The sequence below is a fragment of the Pseudomonas sp. TH32 genome, from assembly GCF_016650855.1.
Classification (GTDB): domain Bacteria; phylum Pseudomonadota; class Gammaproteobacteria; order Pseudomonadales; family Pseudomonadaceae; genus Aquipseudomonas.
Genome location: NZ_JAEKFA010000002.1, coordinates 950,258 through 974,739 on the forward strand (window position 1 = coordinate 950,258; position 24,482 = coordinate 974,739).

The following is a 24,482-nucleotide window of genomic DNA, read 5'->3' on the forward strand; positions in this document are numbered from 1 at the left end:
TGTGTTGCTGGTAGGCGGTGCCATGCTGCTAAGACCGGGCGACCGGGGCAGCCCGTACACCGAGTACTTTCGCAGCCTGAATCAGGAACTCAAGGCCCATGGCCCGATGCGCCCGGTGATGCTGATTGACCTCGACCGGCTGGACCACAACATCGATGTGGTGATGCAGTCAGTACAACGTGGCGGCAAACACCTGCGGCTGGTGGAGAAATCCCTGCCCTCGCCAGGGCTGCTGGCCTACATCGCCAAGCGTGCCGGCACCCAACGCCTGATGTCGTTTCACCAGCCGTTTCTGAACCACGATGCCCAGGTCTTTCCCGACGCCGATATCCTGCTGGGCAAGCCGTTGCCGGTGCGTTCGGCCGAGCTGTTTTACCAAACCCACAAAGGCCCGTTCGACCCGTCCCGGCAGTTGCAATGGCTGCTGGACACCCCCGAACGCTTGCAGCAATACCTGGCGCTGGCCCAGGGGCGGGGCACGAAACTGCGGGTCAATATCGAGCTGGATGTGGGCCTGCATCGCGGCGGCATCAGCGACAACGCGGTGCTGGGGCAGATGCTGACGCTGATCAGCGCGCATCCGCAGCAGCTGGAATTCAGCGGCTTCATGGGGTACGACCCGTTTGTGGGCATGGGAGTACCGGGCATTCTGGGTTCGCCCCAGGATCTGTTCGAGAAGGTCATGCAGCGCTACAACGGCTATGTGGACTACACCCGTCAGCACTTTGCGCCGCTGTGGCGTGACGGGCTCACATTGAACACGGCGGGCAGCCCGAGTTATCGCATTCACGAGCAGGAAAAACTCAGCAGCGAGGTGTCGGTGGGCACGGCGCTGCTCAAGCCGACCCACTATGACTTGCCGTCGCTGAGTGAACACCTGCCGGCGGCTTATATCGCCACGCCCGTGTTGAAAAGCACCGGGCCGGTGGATATTCCGGCGCTGGATGGCAAGTCGCGGTTGTTCTCGTGGTGGGATGCAAACCAGCGCGCCACGTTCTTTATCTACGGGGGCAACTGGATGGCTGAATTTGAATCGCCCAAGGGATTGCAGAGTAATGACCTGTACGGGCGCAGCTCCAATCAGGAGATGGTCAACGGCTCGCCCAAGGTGGGGCTGAACGTGGAGGATCAGGTGTTTTTGCGCCCGACCCAGAGCGAGTTTGTGCTGTTGCAGTTCGGGGATTTGCTGGCGGTGCGCGGCGGAAAAATCGTCGATACCTGGCCGGTCTACAGCTGAAGAAACCCGATCAACATGTGGGAGCTGGCTTGCCTGCGATAGCATCACCTGGGTATCACTGAAAACCGAGTTGCCTGCATCGCAGGCAAGCCAGCTCCCACATCTTTAATCGGGTTTACAGGGCAAACGGAATCGTCAACTTCGCCCACAACATGTCGCCTTCCGGGCGGTTCTGCACATCAAATTCCTTGGCCCAGCGCACTTCCGCACTGGCGTACTTGAGGAAGGTGAAATACACCGCAGGACCTATCGCAAACACCTGGCCCTTGACCCCGTCGTCGACGTCTTCGCCGTAGATATTCACCACCGTGTGCCCGTACTGCTTATCGTCGGTGGTCTGCTTGAGGTAGTAGCCGTTGACCCCCAGGCTGAGGTTGTCGGTGACCTTGTAGCTGGCGGAATAATCGAAGTGGAAAATCTGCCCCGAACGGTAATGGGTGTCGGGGTTTTCCTTGTTGAAGCTGTAGGTGGTCTTGATCGACAGCTCGGTGCGTTCGTTGGGCATCCAGGTCGCCGACACCAGCGGCTTGTAGGTGTAGAAATTGTTGCTGGTATTGGCCAGGCGCGAGGCGTCGTATTCGCCGGTGGGCAGGGTGATTTCCAGGGCGGTACCCACGGTCAGGTTCGTGCCCAGGTCCCAGAGAATGATCGGCGCCACCGTGGTGTCGCCCATGCTCTCGCGGGTGTCGGACATGCCGAACAGCGACACCTGTTGCTTCAGGTACGGCTGGGCGATGTAACCCCCCAGGCGCCCGCCGAATACCCGCAGCGGGCTGAGGTAGTCCAGGCGCGGGATGATCGCGTCGGACTTGATCTTCACATCCGGCACCTTGCCGCCCAGGGAGCTGATATCGAGCTTTTTGGCTTCGTAATGGTTGTAGTAAATGTTGAAGGCGAACATATGGTCCGGCAGGTTGTTCACGTCCAGCGGCAGGATATAGAAGCCGTCGGTACCCGGGCCGATGTTGTCGACACCGCCTTCGGTGGCCAGGGCCGGCAGGCTGATGAGGGTCAACAGGGCGAGTTGCACGGGGTAAAACGCACGGGTCGTGTTCATGTCTGGGCTCATTATTATTATCAGGACGACGCTGCCTATAGAAATAAGCCCTGAGCGCCCGGCGGGGCAGGGTATTGGCGGCCATATAGGGGGACTTTGGCGGACAGCTTTCATCCAGAGTGCAGCGCCTCTTGCAAGCGCCTATGATTGTCAGGATGTTTCAAAAACAAGAACTGAAGCACTCAGTCGGGAATCGAAGATCCATGCAAAGGAAAGCCGTTGATCCGCACTATGACCTGGCCCTGGTCTCGCCATTTTTGCTGCAAACCCTCGGACAAGTGGTCGCGCAAAAGGGCGCGAGTGCCGAGCACCTGTGCCGTGGCCTGGGGTTTACCCTGGCTGACCTGGACGACCCGGCCCAGCGGATTTCCTATCGCCAGGCGGTCGCGATGATCCAGCGTGCCCTCAAGGTGTTGCCCGATCAGGGGCTGGGCCTGTGGGTGGGCCATCAGAACGTACTCGGCACCCTGGGCCTGCTCGGGCATGTGATTTCACTGTGCAAGACCCTGCGCGATGCCTTTGCCATTGGCGAACGCCATCAGCACACCTCCGGCGGCATCGCCACCTCACGCACCCATGAGGGCGCCCAGGAAGTTTTCGTCGATATCGAATGCCTGCTGCCCTACGCCGAAGTACAGGTGTTTGCCGCAGAGGAATTCTTCGCCAGCCTGATGGTGTATGGCCGGGCCTTGGTGGGCGAGGGCTTCATGCCGCTGCGCGTCGAATTTATCCACGCTGCGCCCACCTATGTCGCCGACTATCACCAGCTGTTTGGCGCGGATGTGCGCTTTGGCTGCCTGCATAATCGTATGGTCCTGGCCAGCCACTGGCTGGACGTGCGCTTGCCCAATCACCATGCCCTGGCCTTGCGCCAGGCCCTGGAATTACTCGAGCTGGAAAGCGCCCAACTGCACCAGAAAATGGATTTGATCCAGGCGGTGGAGCGCGCGATTTCCCGCGATCTGCAAGGCAGCCAGCTGGAAAAGGTCGCCGGTGACTTGAACATGAGCGGGCGCACCTTGCGGCGGCGGCTGACCGAGCATGGGTTGACGTTTGAAGGTTTGCTGGAGCAGGTACGGCGGGCACGAACCATGGGGTTGCTGAGCAATCCGGGGTTGTCCATCGAGCGTATTACCGAGGAAGTGGGCTATAGCGATGTGCGCAGTTTTCGGCGGGCGTTCAAGCGCTGGACCGGGCTGAGCCCCAGTGCGTTTCGGGGGAGGGAGGCGGGCTGGCGTGATCCCTGGGGTGGTCCCTTCAGGACGCCGTGGAGGTGTTGATTACGCGTCTGAGCGAGCGCGCAAAGGTTTGCTTTTCGGCGAATCAAAAAGCGCGCCGATCGCCTGACGCGCCCGCGACAACCGGCTCATTACGGTGCCGATCGGCAATTCGAGCATTTCGGCGGCTTCCTTGTAGCTGAAGCGTTCCACGCCCACCAGCAACATCACCTCGCGCTGGCCTTCGGGCAGCTTGTGCACGGCCTCGAGAATCTGCCGGTGCATCAGGTCGGACTCCGGGTTGGGCGCCTCGGGGTCGCTGACGGTTTCGAGGAACTCGTCGTTCCAGTCCATGCGCGAGCGGCTGCGCACCTTGCGTGAACGCAGTTCATTGATCCAGGTGGAGTGGACAATCGAAAACATCCAGCTCAACACCGAGGTGTCGGGCTGCAATTGATGGGAGCGTTCCAAGGCACGCACACAGGCAAGCTGGACCAGATCCTCGGCATCGTGTTTGTCGCCCGAAATCCGCAATGCGAACGCCCACAGGCGCGGCAGCAGTTCTGGCAGCAGTGCGGGTAAATCTGCACCGGTGATCGACATATTTCCTCTTATTATTTCGTGATGCCTAAAATGGAGCGGTCAGGCTACGAGGTCATGCCGTAGCGGATGCCAATGTCTGGGCGTCCTTTGCGTTGCTGAGGATCCTGGAAAGCGCGTGCGGGATAGCGATATTTGGAGCATTAGCACAAAGCGGGCCAACAAATTATTGTGCCATTGTCACGGGAAAGATACAGACACAAGATGAAACATATAATATTTAAACGACCGAGGGAATATTTTCGAATTCCAAGTGTTGTCTTAGAGTATTTGCTCCTGTTTTAAAGTATTTTCGGTTTGCCTTTTAGTGTTTCCAGTTGTTGCAACGCGATGATTGATATCAATATGATGGCTTCTAGCTACCCGCTGACCAGCCGCATTGGCCCACAAGGCCGAGATCACGTAACGTAGTCATGATGAATAAATGGAGTGATGACCCAATGGTAGCGGACGATGCCCTGCTTATGGCCTATGTTGACGGCGAACTGACGCCGCAACAGAACCAGGAGCTTGAGCGGCTTATGGACGCTTCGCCGGATTTGGCCCAGCGCGTCTCCCGGTTGATGGCTTCCTGCCTGCCTTATGAGGAAGCGTTTGCCCGGCAGAAACTGCCGCCGGTACCCGAGAGCCTGAAGCTCAATATTGCGGCCCTGGCGGCTCAGCATTCGGCTGCCCAGACCACCGCGCCGGCGTCTGCCCCCGTGGCTGCTAGAAAAGACAGCGTTTTTGCCCGCTTGTTCGGCCAGTCCCGACCTAAATTTGCATGGATGGCCCTGACCTTCGCCGCCGGTGCCGCCTGCTATGCGCTGGTGCTGCAAGTGGGTGTGCTCAATGGCGTGCTCAAGCCCGGTTTTGACGCCACCGCGCCGGCCGTTGCCCAGACCTTGCCATGGGTTCAGCAGGCGGCTGCCTATCAGCATCTTTATACCCGTGAGACCGTGGACTACGGCGCCCAGCCGACCGATGTGGTGACCAAGACCCTGGCCGATATTCGCGAGGTCGACGGCCTTGCGCTGCGCGTGCCGGACCTGAGTTCCGCCGGGCTGACCTTCAAACGTGTGCAACGCCTGCGCTTCAACAACAAGGCGCTGATCCAGCTGGTCTACCTGCCCGAGAACGGTGCACCGGTTGCCCTCTGCGTGATGAAGGAACCCAAGCCGGACCAGTCCCTGACGCAGCAAAGCGTGGCACAAATGAACGTTGTTACCTGGCGCCAGTCTGAGCTGGGCTACGCGCTGATCGGCGAGCCAGAAGGCGTGGACCTCAAGGCTGTGGCGCGGCTTGTCGCAGACCGCACGGCCGGCCAGTTGTTCGCGGTTTCCCGCGCACCGCTGTGGGTCGCTGATATCCAGAAATGACAGTACCGGGATCGAGCATTGGATCCCAATGCTGCGGTTCCAGGTAGTTTGATGAAAAAGCGCCATCGTCTGATGTTCCCCCTCGCAGCTGTCACCCTTGCCCTCGGTACCTGGGGCTATCACGCGGGGTGGCTGGTCTCCACGTTTTCCCCGTCGCCCACTGCGGCACAAATCGTCGATGAGATGGAAGCGGCGGCCGGCCGGGCCCACCCCGGGTTTCGGCGCAACCACGCCAAGGGCTTGTGCATCACCGGCAGGTTTGACGGCAGTGGTAAGGCGGTAGAGATCTCCAGCGCCCAGGTGTTACAGCGCGGCAGCGTACCGGTGCTCGGTCGGCTGTCTGCCGCCGGGGGCGACCCGGCCCAGGCCGACGCGCACGGCATGATCCGCAGCATGGCCCTGAGCATCACCGGCGCCGACGGCCAAACCTGGTACACCGCGATGAATTCGGTGCCGGTGTTCCCGGTCAACACGCCCGAAGGCCTCTACGAGCAGTTGCGGGCCTCGATGCCGGAGTACGGCGGCAGCGGCCCCGACCCGCAGAAGATGAACGCCTTCAAACAGGCGCATCCGGAGATTCAACCGTTCGAAGCCTGGCTGGCAGACCATCCTGCGTCGTCCGGTTTTGACAACACCGCGTTCTATAGCGTGAATGCGTTCCGCATGACCAACGCCCACGGCCAGGTGCGGTTTGTGCGCTGGAGCATGGTGCCCGAGACGGCCTACACACCGATGACCGCCGCCGAGGGCAGCGACCCGGACTTCCTGGCGTTTGGTTTTGCCCATCGGGTCGCGCAGTCGCCGGCGCGCTGGCACCTGATGATCACCCTGGCGGAACCCGGCGACCCCACCACTGACGCCACCCTGCGCTGGCCCGAAGAGCAGCGTCGGCAGATCGACGCCGGCGTGCTGGTGATCGACCGCCAACAACCGCAGATCGACGGCGCCTGCCGCGATATCGACTTCAACCCGCTGGAATTGCCGGCAGGGATCGAACCCTCCGACGACCCTTTGCTGCTGGCCCGCGAGGCCGCGTATGCCGAGTCCCACAAGCGGCGGGTCGCGGAGCAGGCCGGGCACTGAGATTGGCTACCTGATCTTCCCCCGGATTGGCTATTTGTCCAACGCACCCGGCTCACTACTCTAGACACCAATCCCCACTGCTCTGGAGCACCACCATGCAAACTCGCACCGACTTCTACACCGCCTCCCCGGACGCCATGAAAGCCATGCTCGCCCTGGAAGGCGCCGTCGGCAAACTGTCCATCGAACTGCCGCTGCTGGAGCTGGTGCGCCTGCGCGTCTCACAGATCAACGGCTGCGCCTTCTGCCTCGACATGCACACCGCCGACGCCCGCAAGGGGGGTGAAACCGAGCGTCGCCTGTACACCGTCTCGGCCTGGCGTGAAACGCCGTTCTTCACCCCCCGCGAACGCGCCGCGCTGGGCTGGGCTGAAAGCCTGACCCTGATCAGCCACACCCACGCGCCGGATGAAGACTTCACCGAACTGGCTGCCCATTTCAGCGCCCAGGAGCAAGTCGACCTGAGCGTGGCGATTGCGACCATCAACAGCTGGAACCGCCTGGCGGTGGGCTTTCGCAAGATGCCCAAGTAATCAACACACGAGGCAGCTCCCACAGGGTTACAGGCAGTCGGCATTCACTTGAAGTAACCCCTCGGCGTGGTGCCGGTCATGGCCTTGAAGAACGCGATCAGCGCACTGTCACTGGCAAAGCCCAACTCAAAGGCGCAGTACCCGAGACTGCGCCCGGTGGCGAGCAACTCGATAGCGCGCATCAGGCGCCACTGTTGACGCCATTGTTGATAGCCCATGCCGGTTTCCCGCAGAAAGATCCGGCCGATGGTTTTGCCGCTGGCAGCCACTTGCTGTTGCAAGGCTTGCAGCTCCGGCGGCAGCGCGTCGAGGTTCTCCAATAACGGCGCCAGGCGTTTGTCCGTGGGCAGGGGCAGCAGCAGCGGTTGCTCGACGGCCTCGCGGATTTCACTCAGGCATAGCGCCAGCAAATGCGCGTATTTACCGTGTTGCCAATCGGTGTCGAACGCCGCCATTGCCATTGGCTCCAGCACCGCCCGCAGCAGCGCACTCACCTCAATCACCCGCACCTGTGCCGGCAACTGCCCGGCCAATGCCAAGCTGACATACACCGAACGGTAATCCACGGTCTGTTGCATCACTGCCCGGTGCGGCACGCCGCCGGGAATCCACGCTGCCCGTGTGGGCGGCAACAGGCACAGCTGGTTGGCCAGGGTAATGCGCGTGCAGCCCTGTTGGGTAAACAGCAATTGCCCGCGCTGATGCTGATGCACGCCGGAGTCGTGATCACCCAACAGGGCGGCGATGCCCACCACGGGCGCGTCGAAGCGGTCGGGATCGAAAGGTGTCTGCGCCGCAAGCCATGCCATGGAATGTCCGATTTAATTGATAACGTGTCGAAGTCTGGATAATACGCCAGACACCGCTGTTTAGACTTCCTGGCCTGTCTACCTGGGAAGAACCTTTGGATGATCTTGAAAAATTTGCTGGTGCTGGCGGTGGCGTTGCTGATGTTCCCGCAGATCGCACAAACCCTGTACAGCCCCGCGCTGGCGGATATCGGCCAGGCGTTTGGGGTAGGGCCCGAGGCTGCGGGGCAGACCTTGTCGGTGTATTTTCTCGCCTTCGCTTTCGGGGTAGTGGTATGGGGCCGGTTGTGTGACCGCTTTGGTCGGCGCCCGGTGATGCTGGCCGGGTTGACCCTTTACGGTGTGGCCACGGCGCTGGCGTTGGGCGTAGGTTCGTTCAACGGTCTGTTGATGGCCCAGGCGCTGGCGGCGTTTGGTGCGGCGGTGGGGTCGGTGGTGACGCAAACTGTGCTGCGCGACCGCTTCAGCGGCGCCGAACTGGCGCAAGTGTTTTCAGTAGTGGGCATTGCCCTGGCGGCCAGCCCCGCGATCGGCCTGTTCAGCGGCGCGGGCCTGGTGCAGCACTTCGGCTATCGCGGGGTGCTCGCCGGTTTGTTGCTGCTGGCGCTGACCTTATGTGCCTGGTGCCTGTGGTCCTTGCCGGAAACCCGCCCGGCTTCGCTGCCCACGGCCTCGTTGCGTGGCACCCTGGGCCTGATGCTCAAGGATGCGTCCCTGTGGCGTTCGGTTGGGCTGGTCGCTGCCTTCAATATCGCGCTGTTCAGTTATTACAGCCTGGGGCCGTTTGTTTTCCAACGCCTGGGGTTGTCTGCCGAGCAGTTCGGCTACAGCGGCGTGCTGCTGGCGCTGGGGTCGGCGCTTGGGGCCTGGCTCAACAAGGGGTTGCTCAAGCGCGGGGCCGGCAGCGAACAGCTGGTGCTGGCAGCCGGTGGCGTGATGTTAGTGGGCAGCGTGATGGTGGTGCTGTTGCAGGAGCGTTGGCTGTTCGTGTTGCCGATGCTGTTGGTGGTCATGGCCTTCGGCGTGGCGATTCCCAATGTGCTGGGGGCAGCGCTGACGGCTTATCGCGACCGCCTTGGCACCGCCGGTGCCTTGTTCGGTTTGCTGTATTACCTGGTGATCGGTGCGGGGTTGACCGTGGCGGCCTGGGCCCAGCAGTTGGGCTGGACCCTATTGGTGTGCGCCGTGGCGGCGCTATGCCTGGCGATCCCGCGTACCGTCAGAAGTTGACCGTTGCACTCAAGCGTGCGGTCAACGGCGCGCCCTGGAACAGGTAGTCATCGCCCATGTATTCACCGGCATCACGCCAGTAACGCTTGTCGAACAGGTTGTCGACGCTCAGGCGAAACACCGTTTCATAGCCATCGAGCTTTGTGGTGTAGCGGCTGCCCACGTTGACGATGGCGTAGTCGCCCACTTCCACATCACCGGTGCGATTGGCGTACTTGTTGGCGCTGTATTGCACGCCGCCGAGCAACGCCAGGCCGTCGACCCAGGGCAGGGCGTAGTCGGCATACAGGCTGGCGCGCAGTTTCGGCACGTTGATCGCCTGATGGCCTTCGTATTCCGGTGTGCCGCTGCCCGACACTCGTGCACGGATGGCCGCGACGCTGGCGGCGATCTGCAAGCGCTCGGTGGCCCAGCCGTTGGCCGATAATTCCAGGCCGGTGTTTTTCTGTTCGCCTTGTTGCACGTAGGTGAACGTTCCCGCGTCGTCGGGCCTGGCGTATTGATAGGCCTGGCGGGTCTGGAAGAGGGCGGCGGCGAAGCTGATGCGGCGCCAGTCGTATTTCACACCGGCTTCGATCTGGCGGGAAACCGTTGGGGCGAGGGTTTCGTCTTTATTCAGTGCAAACCACGGCGCGGTGCCGCCCAGGGACAGGCCTTTGCTGTAGCTGGTGTAGAGCGACAGGTTTTCGATCGGTTTGTAGATCAGCGCCGCCTGGGGCAGGAACACATACTGTTGGGTGTGGCGGGACTCGTTGCCCTGATCGTCGAAAGCCTTTTCGTCGAGGCGTACTTCGCGGCCGCCCACGATGGTCTGCCATTGCTCGTTGAAGCTGATACGGTCGGTGACGAACAGGCCGTACTGGCGGCTGTCGAGGTTGCGGTGGCTATCGTTCAAGGGTTTATCGGTGGGCGCAAAGTTCTCCGGGTCCTGATTGATATTGCCGGAGCCAATCATCTCGTTGACCGATTCGCGCTTGTCCACCACCCGCCGAAACGCGCTGCTGCCAAACGTCAACTCATGCCCCCATCCACCGGTGTTGAACAACCCCGTCATCGCCGCCTGAATTTCATCATCGCGCCGAGTGTCATCTGGGCTGCGGAAGTCATAGATGTCGTAATTGCCTTCCGGGCTGAAGTAGTTCGGCACCGTGGCGCCGGCACAGCTCGTGGACCCATAGCAGCCCCACGCAAACGAACTGTAATCATCAATCACCACCTTGCTGCGCGCCGCGCTCACGCTGCCTTTCCATTGGTCATTGAAGCGGTACTCAAACTTGCCATTGAGGTTCAGTGAATCGATCCCCACCTGGTTCGCGCCGCTCTGATGCCCCAGCAGTTTCTTCGGCGATGCGTTGTGCGGCACCTCGGTCCCGCCCAGTAACTGATATCCCGGCACCGAGCGCTGCTGCTTGTTCTGATACTCCGCATCCAGCTGCAATACCGCGTCGGGACTGATGTTCCAGTCGAACGCCAGGGACAGGAAATCCCGGTGGCCATTGGCATGTTCGACATAGGAATTGAGGTCTTCATGGGCCACGTTGGCGCGCAGGCCGAACTGCTGCTCGCTGCCAAACCAGCCGCCCACGTCGGTGGCCAGGTAACCACTGCCACGGTCATCGGTGGACACCGTCACCGAGCGCACATCCTCCGGGCGCTTGGTCACGTAATTGATCACGCCACTGGGCTCGGAAATCCCGCTTTGCAGACCCGACAATCCCTTGAGCAGCTCCACGCGCTGCTTGTTTTCCAGGGCAACGTTCTGCTCGCCGGTGATGGTGCGGCCGTTGATCTTGTAGCTGCTGGCGGCATTCAGCGAGAAGCCGCGCACCACGAAGTTTTCGTAGTAGCCGATGGGCGCGTAGCTGTCGCCCACCGAGGCGTCGTTGCGCAGCACTTCGCTGAGCAAGCGCGCCTGTTGATCCTTGATCAGCGACTCGTTGAACACCGCGATCGAGGCGGGCGTGTCGAGCAACGGCGCCTCGTTGAAACCGCCCACCGACGCGGTGGCGGTGTTATAGCCGGACTCATCCTGGCCCTGAACCTTCACCTCCGGCAGTTCAATGTCAGCCGCCTGGCTGCTACCGATACCTGCGCTGAGCAGCAGGCCTAGGGCGAAACGTGAAGGGACAGCGGGGCGAAGACGCAAAACCATGGGGGAAGGCCTGAGAGCGCAGAGCGGAGGGCGCATAAGCTAGGCATAACGGCGACGTTTTACAAGTTTTCGAGAATGATTCGCTTTGAGACATCCCGTCTCAGCCCGCACACCCATCCTGCTGCCGCTCGACAGCCGTGCCTGGCACCTGCGATAGACAAGGCTTCTCTCACCGTTGAAGGAGATTGTCATGAGTATCGCTGGAAAAGTTGCGCTGGTGACCGGCGCCGGGCAGGGCATCGGCCGGGCCATCGCCCTGCGCCTGGCACGGGACGGCGCCGACATCGCGTTGGTGGACATCAACAGCGCCAAGATCGAAGCGGTGGCGGCCGAGGTCGTGGCACTGGGGCGAAAGGCCTCGGTGTTTGTCGCCGATGTCTCGCAGCTGGAGCAGGTGGTCGCGGCGGTCGAACACGCCCACCAGACCCTGGGCGGCTTCGACATCATCATCAACAACGCCGGCGTCGCGCAAATCGACGCGCTGCTGGACGTGACCCCGGAACAGGTCGACCGCACGTTGCGTATCAATGTGCAGGGCACCCTCTGGGGCATCCAGGCCGCCGGCAAGAAATTCAAGGCCCTTAACCAGAAGGGCAAGATCATCAATGCCTGCTCGATTGCCGGCCATGAAGGCTTTGCCTTGCTGGGGGTGTACTCGGCCACCAAGTTTGCCGTGCGCGCACTGACCCAGGCGGCGGCCAGGGAATTGGCCAGTGACGGGATTACCGTCAACGCCTATTGCCCGGGCGTGGTGGGCACGGACATGTGGGTCGAGATCGACAAGCGCATGGCCGAGATTACCGGCGCCGAGGTGGGGGCGACGTACAAGAAGTATGTGGACGGGATTGCCTTGGGCCGGGCGGAAACGCCGGAGGACGTGGCGGGGTTGGTGTCGTACCTGGCCGGGCCGGATTCGGATTACATGACCGGGCAAGCGCCGTTGATTGATGGCGGGATTCTGTACCGCTGAACGGCCTGAATCACTCGGTCAAAATGTGGGAGCGAGCAAGCCCGCTCCCACATTTTTTACCGCGCTGTGTCAGTGCTTCCCGGGCATATCGATCCCCAGCTGGTTAACCCGCCGATACAACGTCGCCCTGGAAATCCCCAGCGCCTGCGCCGCCGCCAGCGGCTTCCAGCGATGCCGAATCAGTGCATCCAGCACCCACTGCCGCTCCGGGCTGGCGCTTTCCGATGTTTCAGCCACTACCGCCTCACCGCGAACCTCCACCGGCAAATCCGCCAACTGCACCGTCCCTCCGTCACACACCGCACACGCATACGCCAGCACATGCCGCAGCTGCCGCACATTCCCCGGCCAGGCGTAACCCAGCAGCAACTCCAGCGCCGCCGATGCGATCCCTACCGAAGTACCGCTATGCCGCGCTTCCTGCGCCAGCAGCCGGTTGATCAACGCCAGCTTGTCCGTCCGTTCCCGCAATGGCGGTACGCAGAACCGCGCACAACCCAGTCGGAAATACAGGTCCTCACGAAAGCTTCCGGTACTCACCAGCGCCGCCAAATCCCGATGGCTGGCGCAGATCACCTGGATGTCCACCGCGCGGGTTTTTGCCCCGCCCAGCGGTGCCACTTCACCTTCGGCCATCACCCGCAGCAGCCGCGTCTGCAAGGCCAGGGGCATGTCGCCGATCTCGTCGAGAAACAACGTGCCGCCATCGGCCTGCAGCAGCAACCCGGTCATGCCCTTGCTGGAGGCGCCGGTAAACGCCCCGGCCACGTAGCCGAACAGCTCGCTTTCAATCAGGTTCTCCGGAATTGCCGCGCAGTTCACTGCCACAAAGGGCCCGTCACGGCGGGCGCTGCGTTCATGCAACTGACGGGCAAAAACCTCTTTGCCAGCGCCGGTTTCGCCCTGCACCAGCACCGGCAGGTTGCGGTCCTTGACCCGCACGGCCAGGCGCAGGTGCTCTTCCACACGCGGGTCTGTCTGTTGACTCAAAGAAGCCGCTGCAGGCGCCGCTTTGCGCCGTGGCGCACTGACCCGCACCTGCAACGCGCCGGGCTCGCCGAGCCAGTGCAGCTGTTGCGTCGATTGGTCGGTCACGGCGCGCAACGCGTCCAGGTCAAACACTTCACCGATATGCTCCGGCAATTGCCCGAAGCGCAATCGCAGCGCCTGCCGGGCCTTGCTGTTCAAGGCTTGCAGCCGCCCGTCCTGATCCCACGCCAGCAGCATGTCTGGCTGGCTATCGACGTAACCCGGTGTGCTGTGAGCCTGCAACACCCAATGTTGCCGGGCGCTGTGCATGAAAAACGCGTTCTCGATGGCCCGCGCGCTCTGCGCCACCATCTGCCGTACCAGGTGCTGGCTGCGCCGGTCATCCGGGGACTTGAGGGCCGACGCGTCCATCACGCCGAGCAGGTTGCCCTGGGGATCGAAAATCGGGGCGGCGGAGCAGGTCAGGCCGATAAACGCCGCGCGAAAGTGGTCGCGCTTGTGCACGGTGACCGCCGCCTTGCTGGTCAGCACCGTGGCCACGCCGCAGGTGCCTTCCTCTGCTTCCGACCAGCAGGTGCCGAGGTACAGGCCGGCTTTGCGGCAATCATTGCGAATGCCGGCGTCCACACGGTGGTCGATGGTCTGGCCCTGGGCGTCGGTGAGCATCACGCAGTAATCGGCGTGCCGTACCCGGTTGTGAATCTGCCCGACTTCCTCGCTGGCGATGCGCATGAACAGCTCGGCGCGTTCGCGGCATTCCTTGAGCAGGGTGCTGGTGAGGATGCGCGGCCCTTGCAGGGAACCGGGGTCGAGGTGGTGCTGCTCCATGGAGCGGCGCCAGGAATCAAATATCAGCGACGGCACCGGGGCCTGGGGCAGGCGGTCGGCATTGCGTACCACGCGGCTGACACAGTCGACATGGTCCTTGGAGTTCACGGCGAGCATTGAAGCCTCCGGTTCTCGATCCTTGTTGTTATGCCCGCCATTAAGCGCCCATGGGCCGGGACGGACAAGGGCGGCCTGACCAACTGCCCGGGGTGAGACGCAGCGTCTCATCGTGCCTGAGACGCTGCGGGCAGGTTGCAACGGCGCGTCTCATTGAACGGGCCATGGTGGCCTGGCCGCGACTGCGGGCAGCTGCTCTGGATCAACGCTTTGCCGGGTTTTTCGACAGATTGGCACAGGCCGTGCTGAGAGCCTTGCAGCTGGCCTGATCCAGCCTTTTGTGTGTCGAGACAACCTGGAGAACAACAAGATGTCCACTCACCTGTCCACCGATCAACTGCTTCATGCCTACACCGTGATGCGCACCATCCGTGATTTCGAAGAACGCCTGCACGTGGAATTCGCTACCGGCGAGATCCCTGGTTTCGTGCATTTGTATGCCGGCCAGGAAGCCAGTGCCGCCGGGGTCATGGCCCACCTCAACGATGAAGATTGCATCGCCTCCAACCACCGTGGCCACGGGCATTGCATCGCCAAGGGCGTGGATGTGTTCGGCATGATGGCCGAGATCTACGGCAAGAAAACCGGGGTGTGCGGCGGCAAGGGCGGCTCCATGCACATCGCCGACCAGGAGAAGGGCATGCTCGGCGCCAACGGCATTGTCGGCGCCGGTGCACCGTTGGCAGCCGGCGCGGCCCTGGCGGCCAAGCTCAAGGGCAGCGCGGGCGTGGCGGTCGCATTTTTTGGCGACGGCGGCTCCAACGAGGGCGCGGTGTTTGAAGCGATGAACCTGGCGTCGATCATGAACCTGCCGTGCCTGTTCGTGGCCGAAAACAACGGCTATGCCGAAGCCACCGGGTCAGGCTGGTCGGTGGCCTGCAAGGACATTGCCGAGCGCGCCGTGGGCTTTGGGATGCCGGGGGTGATCGTCGATGGCAACGATTTCTTCGCCGTGCACCAAGCCCTTGGCGTCGCCGTAGAGCGGGCCCGCAGCGGCAGAGGGCCGACCTTGGTGGAAGTCAAACTGAGCCGCTTCTATGGCCACTTCGAAGGTGATGCGCAAACCTATCGCGGCCCGGATGAAGTGAAAAACCTGCGGGAAACCGGCGACTGCCTGAGCCTGTTTCGCCAGCGCTGCACCGCAGAAGGCTGGCTGGACGCGGCGCAGTTCGAGCGCATCGACGCCGAAGTCGCGCAATTGATCGAAGACGCCGTGCGCCTGGCCAAGTCCGATCCCAAACCCCAGGCCGCCGACCTGCTCAGCGACGTCTACGTCGCCTACCGCTAATCGCCACCCACTACAAAAACAATCCGTGGAGAAGTCATCATGGCTCGAAAAATCAGCTATCAGCAGGCAATCAACGAAGCCCTGGCCCAGGAAATGCGCCGCGACCAGAGCGTGTTCATCATCGGCCAGGACGTGTCCGGCGGCACCGGCTCGCCGGGTGAGCAGGACGCCTGGGGCGGCGTGCTGGGTGTCACCAAAGGCCTGTACCCGGAATTCCCCGACCGCGTGCTGGACGCGCCACTTTCCGAAGTCGGCTACGTGGGCATGGCCGTCGGCGCGGCCACCCGAGGCATGCGCCCGGTGTGCGAGTTGATGTTCGTCGACTTTATCGGCTGCTGCCTCGACCAGTTGCTCAACCAGGCGGCGAAGTTTCGTTACATGTTCGGCGGCAAGACCACCACGCCGTTGGTGGTGCGCGCCATGTACGGCGCCGGCCTGCGTGCGGCGGCCCAGCATTCGCAGATGCTCACCTCGATGTGGACCCATATCCCCGGGCTCAAGGTGGTGTGCCCGGCCACGCCCTATGACGCCAAGGGCATGCTGATCCAGGCGATCCGCGACAACGACCCGGTGATTTTCCTCGAACACAAAATGCTCTACAGCCACCAGGGCGACGTGCCGGAAGAGCTGTACACCGTGCCGTTCGGCGAGGCCAATTTCGTGCGCGAAGGCAACGACGTGACCCTGGTGACCTACGGGCGCATGGTGCATGTCGCCCTGGAAGCGGCGGCCAGCCTGGCGCGCCAAGGCATCGACTGCGAAGTGTTGGACCTGCGCACCACCAGCCCGCTGGACGAAGACAGCATCCTCGAAAGCGTGGAAAAAACCGGGCGCCTGGTGGTGATCGACGAGTCCAACCCGCGCTGCTCCATCGCCACGGATATCAGTGCGTTGGTGGCGCAACGGGGGTTCCGCTTCCTGCGCGCACCGATCGAAATGGTCACCGCGCCCCACACGCCGGTGCCGTTCTCTGATGCCCTGGAAGACCTGTACATCCCCAACGCAGCGAAGATCGAAGCGGCCGTGCTGAAGATCGCCGACAAGAGGAACGCCGCATGATCCACACACTGACCATGCCCAAGTGGGGCCTGTCGATGACCGAGGGCCGGGTTGATGTCTGGCTCAAGCAGCCGGGCGACCGGGTGGAGAAGGGCGAAGAAGTGCTGGATGTCGAGACTGACAAGATCTCCAGCAGCGTCGAGGCGCCGTTCAGCGGGGTGCTGCGGCGGGTGTTGGCCCACAGCGATGAGACCTTTCCGATAGGGGCATTGCTGGCAATCGTGGTGGAGGGCGAGGCCAGCGAGGCCGAGATTGATGCGGTGATCGAGACGTTCCAGGCCGGGTTCGTTTCCAGTGCCGCCGAGGCGCAAGCCAGCGGCCCGTCGGCGCAAAAGCTCGAAGTGGGCGGGCGCCTGCTGCGCTATCTGGAGTTGGGGGAGGGCGGCACACCGCTGGTGCTGGTGCATGGTTTTGGTGGCGACCTGAATAACTGGCTGTTCAACCACCCGGCGCTCGCGGCTGAACGGCGGGTGGTTGCCCTGGATTTGCCGGGGCATGGCGAGTCGGGTAAGTCCCTGCAAACCGGTGATCTTGATGAGCTGAGCCAGGCGGTATTGGCGCTGCTGGATCACCTGAAGATTGACCGCGTGCACCTCGCCGGGCATTCCATGGGTGGGTTGATCTCCCTGAACGTCGCCCGCGTGGCACCGCAGCGTGTGGCTTCCTTGACCTTGATCGCCAGCGCCGGGTTGGGTACGGAAATCAACGCTGATTACCTGCAAGGCTTTATCGAGGCGAGCAACCGCAATGCGCTCAAGCCTCAGCTGGTCCAACTGTTCAGCGACCCGGCGCTGGTCACCCGGCAGATGCTGGAGGACATGCTCAAGTTCAAGCGGCTGGAGGGTGTGGATCAGGCACTGCGCCAGATCACCGGGACGTTGTTCGGCGGTGGTCGGCAGTTGGTGGATCTGCGCAGTGTGGTGGGGCAGCAGCCGAGCCTGGTGATCTGGGGCAGTGAGGATGCAATCATCCCGGCGGGCCATGCCCAAGGGTTGGAGGCTCAAGTGGAGATACTGCCGGGGCAGGGGCATATGGTGCAGTTGGAGGCGGCGGAGCGGGTGAATCAGTTGATGCTGGCGTTTCTCAAAAAATATTCCTGAAAAATAAGGGCGCTTTTGTGGCGAGGGGGCTTGTCCCCCGTTGGAGTGCGAAGCGCTCCCGCTTTTTTTTGGGGCCGCTTCGCAGCTCAACGGGGGACAAGCCCCCTCGCCACAGAAATCCCATCATCAGAAGGTCAGCGGTGTTTTTGGTGGCGCTTCAGGGTCTCGCTCGGCAACTCCTGAAACAACGCCCGGTAACTGTTGGAAAACCGCCCCAAATGCCAGAACGACCAGTTCATCGCCACCTCGGCCACGGTGGTGTCCACTGACGGTGGGTTCAGCAACTCCCGCCGTGCACTGTTCAGCCGGCGCAACCTCAACCACTGCGCCGGACTCATCCCGGTATACGTCTTGAACCCATGCTGCAACTGGCGCAACGGCACCCCGGCGATGCGCGCCAGTTCCAGCAGGTTGACCGTTTCATCCGGCACATCCGCCGCCCATTCGCCAATGCGCGCCATGAGGGTTCGCTCCTCGGTACGCCGCTGCAATGAGCCCTGGTCCAGGCACACGCAGGCGTTGTCGAGGATGAACAGGCAATCGTCCAGCAACTGTTGAGTGAGGGCATCGCGGCTCGGTGGGTCAAGCGTCGCCGACAGTCGCGTCAGCGTGCCGCTGAGCCAGCGGCTGAACAACGGGTTTTGCAGGGAGTTGAGCGGGGCCATGAACAACCCCTCCAGCTTTGCCACGTCCAGGCCATGGCGCTGGACAAACTGCGGCCCGAATACCACGGCCACTTCGCGGTAGTTCTCCGGGGTGATCCAGGTGTTGCGGCTCTCGCCATTGAGCACATACAGCGCGTTGTCGCTGCCATCGAAACAGAACGCCAGGGAGCCCGGCGGCGCGTTGAAATTCTGCTCCACCCGGGTGTTCATCCGCTCTTCATACACCTCGACACCCTGCAGGTCGAGGTAGCGAATCTGCCCGGCAAAATGCCCCGGGGACATCTGCTGGTACTGCTGCACCCAACCGGGTGTCGCACTGCATTGAGCGACCACATCACCGGTGGTGAAGGCCTGTACGCGCAAAGCTGTTGCCTGTGTCATGGGTAACCTGGGCGCACTCTATTGGTGCGTTGTGGTTGGTACAAAGTGGATAGATGCCGTTGGACGGCTGGCCCAAGATAGACCTCAATGCGCCGCGAGGGAAGCCCGTCGGCGCATCATCCAACCCATGACGAGGTCCTTATGAACGCCCCCTTCGATCAGCTGTCCGCCTGGCTGAAAGAACACAAGATTACCGAAGTCGAATGCGTGATCAGTGATTTGACTGGCATCGCACGCGGCAAGATTTCGCCCACCAACAAGTTCCTGCATGAGCGAGGCATGCGCCTGCCGGAAAGTGTGTTGCTGCAAACGGTAACCGGGGACTTTGTCGACGATGACATCTACTACGACCTGCTGGACCCGGCCGACATCGACATGATCTGCCGCCCGGTATCCAACGCCACCTACGTGGTGCCGTGGGCCATCGAGCCCACCGCCATCGTGATCCACGACACCTTCGACAAGCAGGGCAACCCCATCGAATTGTCGCCGCGCAACGTGCTGAAAAAGGTCCTGCAGCTCTACACCGACCAGGGTTGGCAGCCGATTGTCGCGCCGGAAATGGAGTTCTACCTGACCCAGCGCTGCGAAGACCCGGACCTGCCGCTGAAGACCCCGCTGGGCCGTTCCGGCCGTGCCGAAAGTGGACGCCAGTCGTTCTCCATCGACGCCGCCAACGAATTCGACCCGCTGTTCGAAGACGTCTACGACTGGTGCGAAGCCCAGGGCCTGGACCTCGACACGCTGATCCACGAAGACGGCCCGGCGCAGATGGAAATCAACTTCCGCCACGGCGATGCCCTGGACCTCGCCGACCAGATCACCGTGTTCAAACGCACCCTGCGCGAGGCGGCGCTCAAGCACAACGTGGCGGCCACCTTCATGGCCAAGCCCGTGGCCGACGAGCCCGGCAGCGCCATGCACCTGCACCAGAGCGTGGTGGAGATCGCCACCGGCAAGCAGGTGTTTGTCGATGAGCACGGCAACAAGAGCCAACTGTTCCTGAACCACATCGGCGGCTTGCAGAAGTACATCCCCAAGCTGTTGCCGATGTTTGCGCCCAACGTGAACTCATTCCGCCGCTTCCTGCCGGACACCTCGGCACCGGTCAACGTCGAGTGGGGCGAAGAAAACCGCACCGTCGGCCTGCGGGTGCCGAGTTCCAGCCCCGACGCCATGCGCGTGGAAAACCGCCTGCCGGGCGCCGACGCCAACCCGTACCTGGCCATTGCCGCGAGCCTGCTGTGCGGCTACCTCGGCATGATCGAAAAGGTCGAGCCCAGTGCGCCGGTGGAAGGCCGTGCCTATGAGCGCCGCAACCTGCGCCTGCCGATCACCATCGAAGACGCCCTGGCGCGCATGGAAGAGTGCGACACCGTCAAGCAGTACCTGGGGGACAAGTTTGTACGCGGCTACGTCGCGGTCAAGCGGGCCGAACACGAGAATTTCAAGCGGGTGATCAGTTCCTGGGAGCGTGAGTTCCTGTTGCTGAGCGTCTGAGAAACCACACTAAAAAAACCAAAGGGGTGTCGATATGCGTCTGGTGAAAAAGCTTCTCCCGCTGGCCTTGGCGGCGTTGTTCAGCAGCGCGGGCCACGCCGCGCAGACGGTCAGTGTGTACAACTGGACCGACTACATCGGTGAGACCACCTTGGCCGATTTCCAGGCCAAGACCGGGATCAAGGTGATCTATGACGTGTTCGACTCCAACGAAACCCTGGAGGGCAAGCTGCTGGCCGGCCGCACCGGCTACGACGTGGTAGTGCCGTCCAACCACTTCCTGGCACGCCAGGTCAAGGCCGGGGCATTCCTGAAACTGGACCGCTCGCAGTTGCCCAACTTCAAGAACCTCGACCCCAAACTGCTCAAGCTGCTGGAGAAAAACGACCCGGGCAACGAGCACTCGGTGCCGTACCTGTGGGGCACCAACGGCATCGGCTACAACGTCGACAAGGTCAAGCAGGTGCTGGGCATCGACCATATCGACTCCTGGGCAGTGCTGTTTGAACCGGAGAACATCAAGAAGCTGCACGAGTGCGGTGTAGCGTTCCTCGACTCGGCGGACGAACTGTTCCCGGCGATCCTCAACTACATGGGCAAGGACCCGCGCAGCGAGAATCCCGAAGACTACAAGCAGGCTGAAGCCAAGCTGCTGACCTTGCGGCCGTACATCACCTACTTCCATTCCTCCAAGTACATCTCGGACCTGGCCAACGGTGACATCTGCGTGGCCTTCGGTTATTCCGGCGATGTGTTCCAGGCCGCCAACCGCGCCAAGGAAGCCAAGAACGGCGTGAACATCGCCTACTCGATCCCCAAGGAAGGCAGCAACCTGTGGTTCGACCTGCTGGCCATCCCGGCGGATGCCGCCAACCCGAAAGCGGCCCACGCCTTTATCAACTACTTGCTGGACCCTGAAGTGATCGCCAAGGTCAGCGCCAGCGTCGGCTACGCCAATCCGAACCCGGCGGCCAAGGCCTTCATGGCGCCGGAACTGGTGAACAACCCCGAGATCTACCCGTCCCAGGAAGTGCTCGACAAACTCTACATTTCCACCACCCCGACGCCTGCCGTCATGCGCTTGATGACGCGGTCCTGGAGCAAAGTGAAGACCAACAAATGAACCGTTCCCCGTCCGACCACGCCCGTTCCTATTACCTGGCTTCGGCCAACGCCATGCCCCGGCGCCCAGCGCTGGGGGCTGACCTGACGGCCGATGTGTGTGTGATCGGCGGTGGATTCACCGGGGTCAACACCGCCATTGAATTGGCCCAGCGCGGGCTGTCGGTGGTCCTGCTGGAGGCCCGTCGCATCGGCTGGGGCGCCAGCGGGCGCAATGGCGGGCAGTTGATTCGCGGGATCGGGCATGACGTGTCGGGCTTTGCCAAATACGTGGGCGAGGAGGGTGTGCGTTACCTGCAACAGGCCGGGATTGATTCGGTGGTGCTGGTGGGCGAGCGGATCCGCGAGCACGGGATTGACTGCGACCTGCGCTGGGGGTTTTGTGAGTTGGCAAATACGCCGGCGCAGTTCGCGGCGTTTCAGGGGGAGCTGGAGAGCCTGGCTGCCTTGGGGTATGCGCCTGAAACGCGGTTGGTGGCACCGCAGGATATGGCGCAGGTCGTGGGCTCAAGTGTGTATGCCGGTGGCCTGGTGGACATGGGCTCCGGGCATTTGCACCCGCTGAACCTGGTATTGGGGGAGGCGGCGGTAGCCGAATCACTCGGTGTGCGGATCTTTGAAGACAGCCCGGTGCTGGAGTTGATCCATGGTGACACGGTGCAGGTGCGTTGCGCGTCTGGCACCGTGCGGGCCGGGAGCCTGGTGCTGGCGTGTAATGCGCATCTGGAGGAGCTGGAGCCGAAGTTGAGTGGCAAGGTGTTGCCGGCGGGGAGCTACATCATTGCGACTGAGCCGCTGCCGGTGGAGGTGGCCAACCAGTTGATCCCGCAAAATCTTGCTTTGTGTGATCAGAAAGTGGGGCTGGATTACTACCGGCTTTCGGCGGATCGGCGGTTGTTGTTTGGCGGGGCTTGTCATTATTCGGGGCGTGATCCGGTGGATATCGCGGGGTATATGCGACCGAAGATGCTCAAGGTTTTTCCGCAACTGGTGGATACGGCGATTGAGTTTCAGTGGGGGGGGAAGATTGGGATTACGGCTAACCGGTTTCCGCAGGTGGGGCGGTTGAAGCAGCATCCGAATGTGTTTTATGCCCAGGGGTATTCGGGGCATGGGCTTAACGTGACGCATTGGTGTGCGCGGTTGTTGGCGGAGGGGATTCAGGTGGGGCAGAGCCGTGGGCTGGATATTTTCAGCCAGGTGCCGCATATGACTTTCCCGGGGGGAAGGTGTTGCGTTCGCCGCTGCTGGCGTTGGGGATGTTGTGGTATCGGGTGCGGGAGATGGTGGGGTGATTGTTGTGTACTTATCCGTTTCTTCGGTAACGGCCACCGATGGTTTCGCTCTTACAGCGACTCACTTTGGAAAAGCCCCAAAGTAAGCAAAGGGCTCTGCCCCGCCTGTCGGCACCTCGCCTAGGCTCGGTGTTCCCTCACTCCGGCATTGCTCCGCGGGCCGCCGCGACGGGGCGTCCCTGCCCCGTCGCGGCTAAACCGGCGTCCTGCCGGTTTACCCGCTCCTCAATCCCTGCGTTCGGCCTCGGGCTTATTGGGGCAGTCAGAGCCAGATCAAGATCAAAAGCAAAAGCACAGCGGCCTACAGGCCGGCTTGAGTGGTAGAAGCCGGATCAAAAGCCAAAGCCAAAGCCAAATCCAAATCTGAAACTGATGCAGCTCTGCTTTTCTGTGGGAGCTGGCTTGCCTGCGATGCAGACACCTCGGTTTTTCAGGTACACCGAGGCGATGCCATCGCAGGCAAGCCAGCTCCCACATTTTTGACCGTGCCCGCTCTGGCTTTAGATTTTGATCTTGCCTTTGCTTCACACCACTCAAGCCGGCCTGTAGGCCGCTGTGTTCTTGATCTTGCTTTTGATCTTGATCTTAGGCACCCCGTTAAACCACGCTGGCCGAACGCAGGTAGTACGGAGCGGGTAAACCGGCAGGACGCCGGTTTAGCCGCGACGGGGCAGGGACGCCCCGTCGCGGCGGCCCGCGGAGTAATGCCGGAGAGAGGGCACACCGAGCCTAGGCGAGGTGCCGAGTGGTGGGGCAAGAGCCTTTTGGTTACTTTTGGGCTCTTTTCAAAAGTGACCCGCTGTAAGAGCGGAACCAATTTAAGCCATCACCCAAATAACGGATATTCACCCCCAAAGCCTACCGCTCAATCGACCGACTCCACCGCGCATTCCACTCCGGCCGCGCCTGGTTCACCTGGTCCCAGTCAATCGAAATCGCCGTCTGCAAATAACGGTTCATGGCCTCCACCCGCGCCCGGGTTTTGTCGGTGGTCGGCGTCGTCGGGTTGGACGGAATCTGATCACCCAACTCCAGCGCCGGTGCCTGAGCTTCAGCCGTCAACAAAAACTGCGCCAGTTTCTGCGCCAACTCCGGCTGGTCATTCCGCGCAATCACGCACTCCGCCACGTTCAACACCACCGCGCCTTCCTTCGGCTGCGCATACTCCATCGGCACACCCAACAACTGCTGGGTGGTCACCTGCGTCGGCGTCAGCGGAAAAATCGCCGCCTCATCCGTCTGCACCATCTCGGAAATCTTCGCCGAACTGGCGATGTATTCCAGCACGTTAGGCCCAACCGTTTTCGGCCAGGCCTTGAACCCCGGCTCCACGTTGGTCTCGCTGCCGCCCTGAATCCGGTTGAACATCAGGAACCCGTGCAGCCCAAAGGTGGAGGAGGCCAGGGACTGGAACACCACCTTGTCCTTGAAGCGCGGGTCTGCCAAATCCATCCACGACGTCGGCGCCGCCCAGCCTTTTTCCTTGAACATCTTGGCGTTGTAACCCAACCCGGTCACCCCGAGCGTCACCGCAACCGCCTCTTCCTTGATTTTGGCCTTGGCCGGGATCTGGTCCAGGGTCGGGTTGGGCGTGAGCTTCTCGCACAGCCCCATGGAGATCGCGCGGTACATGATGCCGTCATCGAGGAACATCACGTGCATTTGCGGGTTGTCTTTGTTGGCTTGCACCTTGGCGAGGATGTCCGACGAGGTGCCGGGCACGATCACTACCTTGACGTTGTTGGCCTTCTCGAACGCGGGCAGCACCTTGTCGGCGTAGACCCGTTCCATGGTGCCGCCGTTCATGCCCAGGTACAGCGTCGGTGCGGCGTGGGCCGCTGTGCTCAACAGGGTGAGGCACAGGCAAGACAGCGCAGTACGTTTGATCATG

General features: G+C 62.0%; 19 protein-coding genes and 1 pseudogene. 13 read left to right on the top strand and 7 right to left on the bottom strand.

Annotated features, from left to right (window positions below):
• The first annotated feature begins 22 nt into the window (after positions 1-22).
• The gene (locus tag JFV30_RS08180; protein ID WP_201126150.1) at positions 23-1,237 is read left to right on the top strand and encodes a DSD1 family PLP-dependent enzyme; all 1,215 of its coding nucleotides are present in this window, start codon (positions 23-25) and stop codon (positions 1,235-1,237) included.
• A gap of 115 nt (positions 1,238-1,352) precedes the next feature.
• On the opposite strand, the gene JFV30_RS08185 is transcribed toward JFV30_RS08180, so the two are convergent.
• The gene (locus tag JFV30_RS08185; protein WP_201122971.1) at positions 1,353-2,294 is read right to left on the bottom strand and encodes a SphA family protein; all 942 of its coding nucleotides are present in this window, start codon (positions 2,292-2,294) and stop codon (positions 1,353-1,355) included.
• 203 nt (positions 2,295-2,497) lie between these two features.
• Here JFV30_RS08185 and JFV30_RS08190 point away from each other — a divergent pair, with 203 nt between their 5' ends.
• A complete protein-coding gene (locus JFV30_RS08190) occupies positions 2,498-3,574 on the top strand; it encodes an AraC family transcriptional regulator (protein ID WP_201122972.1) in 1,077 nt (358 codons plus the stop codon).
• Here the strand turns inward: JFV30_RS08190 and JFV30_RS08195 are convergent, their stop codons facing one another.
• Positions 3,575-4,114: an RNA polymerase sigma factor gene (locus tag JFV30_RS08195; RefSeq protein ID WP_010175305.1), complete on the bottom strand. Its 540-nt coding sequence runs from the start codon at positions 4,112-4,114 to the stop codon at positions 3,575-3,577.
• A 437-nt stretch (positions 4,115-4,551) separates the two neighbouring features.
• On the opposite strand from JFV30_RS08195, the gene JFV30_RS08200 reads away from it, so the two are divergent.
• The 3 genes from JFV30_RS08200 (at position 4,552) to JFV30_RS08210 (ending at position 7,085) form a co-directional block, all read left to right on the top strand.
• A complete protein-coding gene (locus JFV30_RS08200; protein WP_242487039.1) occupies positions 4,552-5,469 on the top strand; it encodes an anti-sigma factor family protein in 918 nt (305 codons plus the stop codon).
• A gap of 51 nt (positions 5,470-5,520) precedes the next feature.
• The gene (locus JFV30_RS08205) at positions 5,521-6,552 is read left to right on the top strand and encodes a catalase family peroxidase (protein ID WP_201122975.1); all 1,032 of its coding nucleotides are present in this window, start codon (positions 5,521-5,523) and stop codon (positions 6,550-6,552) included.
• 95 nt (positions 6,553-6,647) lie between these two features.
• Positions 6,648-7,085, top strand: coding sequence for a carboxymuconolactone decarboxylase family protein (locus tag JFV30_RS08210; protein ID WP_201122977.1), 438 nt, complete (start codon positions 6,648-6,650; stop codon positions 7,083-7,085).
• A 44-nt stretch (positions 7,086-7,129) separates the two neighbouring features.
• Here JFV30_RS08210 and JFV30_RS08215 read toward each other — a convergent pair whose 3' ends face one another.
• Positions 7,130-7,894: a helix-turn-helix domain-containing protein gene (locus JFV30_RS08215; protein ID WP_201122979.1), complete on the bottom strand. Its 765-nt coding sequence runs from the start codon at positions 7,892-7,894 to the stop codon at positions 7,130-7,132.
• Between the two features lie 99 nt (positions 7,895-7,993).
• Between JFV30_RS08215 and JFV30_RS08220 the strand changes: the two genes are divergently transcribed.
• On the top strand, positions 7,994-9,124 hold the full coding sequence (locus JFV30_RS08220) for an MFS transporter (protein WP_201122981.1): 1,131 nt from the start codon (positions 7,994-7,996) through the stop codon (positions 9,122-9,124).
• Here JFV30_RS08220 and JFV30_RS08225 read toward each other — a convergent pair.
• Complete coding sequence (locus JFV30_RS08225) at positions 9,114-11,276, bottom strand: TonB-dependent siderophore receptor (protein WP_201122983.1); 2,163 nt, start codon at positions 11,274-11,276, stop codon at positions 9,114-9,116. The two genes, JFV30_RS08220 and JFV30_RS08225, sit on opposite strands and share 11 nt — an antisense overlap.
• Positions 11,277-11,466: 190 nt before the next feature.
• On the opposite strand from JFV30_RS08225, the gene JFV30_RS08230 reads away from it, so the two are divergent.
• Positions 11,467-12,246 (top strand): acetoin reductase, encoded by a 780-nt coding sequence (locus JFV30_RS08230; RefSeq protein ID WP_201122985.1) that lies wholly within the window; start codon positions 11,467-11,469, stop codon positions 12,244-12,246.
• 69 nt (positions 12,247-12,315) lie between these two features.
• Here the strand turns inward: JFV30_RS08230 and JFV30_RS08235 are convergent, their stop codons facing one another.
• A complete protein-coding gene (locus JFV30_RS08235; protein ID WP_201122987.1) occupies positions 12,316-14,181 on the bottom strand; it encodes a sigma-54-dependent Fis family transcriptional regulator in 1,866 nt (621 codons plus the stop codon).
• A gap of 310 nt (positions 14,182-14,491) precedes the next feature.
• Between JFV30_RS08235 and JFV30_RS08240 the strand changes: the two genes are divergently transcribed.
• The 3 genes from JFV30_RS08240 to JFV30_RS08250 are packed head-to-tail and all read left to right on the top strand — an operon-like array spanning position 14,492 to position 17,628.
• Positions 14,492-15,469, top strand: coding sequence for a thiamine pyrophosphate-dependent dehydrogenase E1 component subunit alpha (locus JFV30_RS08240; RefSeq protein ID WP_201122989.1), 978 nt, complete (start codon positions 14,492-14,494; stop codon positions 15,467-15,469).
• Positions 15,470-15,508: 39 nt separating this feature from the next.
• Positions 15,509-16,528, top strand: a complete 1,020-nt coding sequence (locus tag JFV30_RS08245; protein WP_201122991.1) for an alpha-ketoacid dehydrogenase subunit beta — start codon at positions 15,509-15,511, stop codon at positions 16,526-16,528.
• Positions 16,525-17,628 (top strand): acetoin dehydrogenase dihydrolipoyllysine-residue acetyltransferase subunit, encoded by a 1,104-nt coding sequence (locus tag JFV30_RS08250; RefSeq protein ID WP_201122993.1) that lies wholly within the window; start codon positions 16,525-16,527, stop codon positions 17,626-17,628. Before JFV30_RS08245 ends, JFV30_RS08250 begins: the two co-directional genes overlap by 4 nt.
• 134 nt (positions 17,629-17,762) lie before the next feature.
• Here JFV30_RS08250 and JFV30_RS08255 read toward each other — a convergent pair whose 3' ends face one another.
• A complete protein-coding gene (locus JFV30_RS08255; RefSeq protein ID WP_201122995.1) occupies positions 17,763-18,674 on the bottom strand; it encodes a helix-turn-helix domain-containing protein in 912 nt (303 codons plus the stop codon).
• A gap of 141 nt (positions 18,675-18,815) precedes the next feature.
• Between JFV30_RS08255 and JFV30_RS08260 the strand changes: the two genes are divergently transcribed.
• From JFV30_RS08260 to JFV30_RS08270, 3 genes and pseudogenes are all read left to right on the top strand, one after another.
• Complete coding sequence (locus JFV30_RS08260) at positions 18,816-20,174, top strand: glutamine synthetase family protein (RefSeq protein ID WP_003219154.1); 1,359 nt, start codon at positions 18,816-18,818, stop codon at positions 20,172-20,174.
• A gap of 34 nt (positions 20,175-20,208) precedes the next feature.
• The gene (locus JFV30_RS08265; RefSeq protein WP_003219153.1) at positions 20,209-21,297 is read left to right on the top strand and encodes a polyamine ABC transporter substrate-binding protein; all 1,089 of its coding nucleotides are present in this window, start codon (positions 20,209-20,211) and stop codon (positions 21,295-21,297) included.
• Positions 21,228-22,591 (top strand): annotated as a pseudogene (locus tag JFV30_RS08270) (NAD(P)/FAD-dependent oxidoreductase); the annotation flags it as partial. The gene JFV30_RS08265 and the pseudogene JFV30_RS08270, both read left to right, overlap by 70 nt.
• An 858-nt stretch (positions 22,592-23,449) precedes the next feature.
• On the opposite strand, the gene JFV30_RS08275 reads toward JFV30_RS08270, so the two are convergent.
• On the bottom strand, positions 23,450-24,481 hold the full coding sequence (locus JFV30_RS08275; RefSeq protein WP_010175270.1) for an ABC transporter substrate-binding protein: 1,032 nt from the start codon (positions 24,479-24,481) through the stop codon (positions 23,450-23,452).
• Position 24,482: the final 1 nt, after the last annotated feature.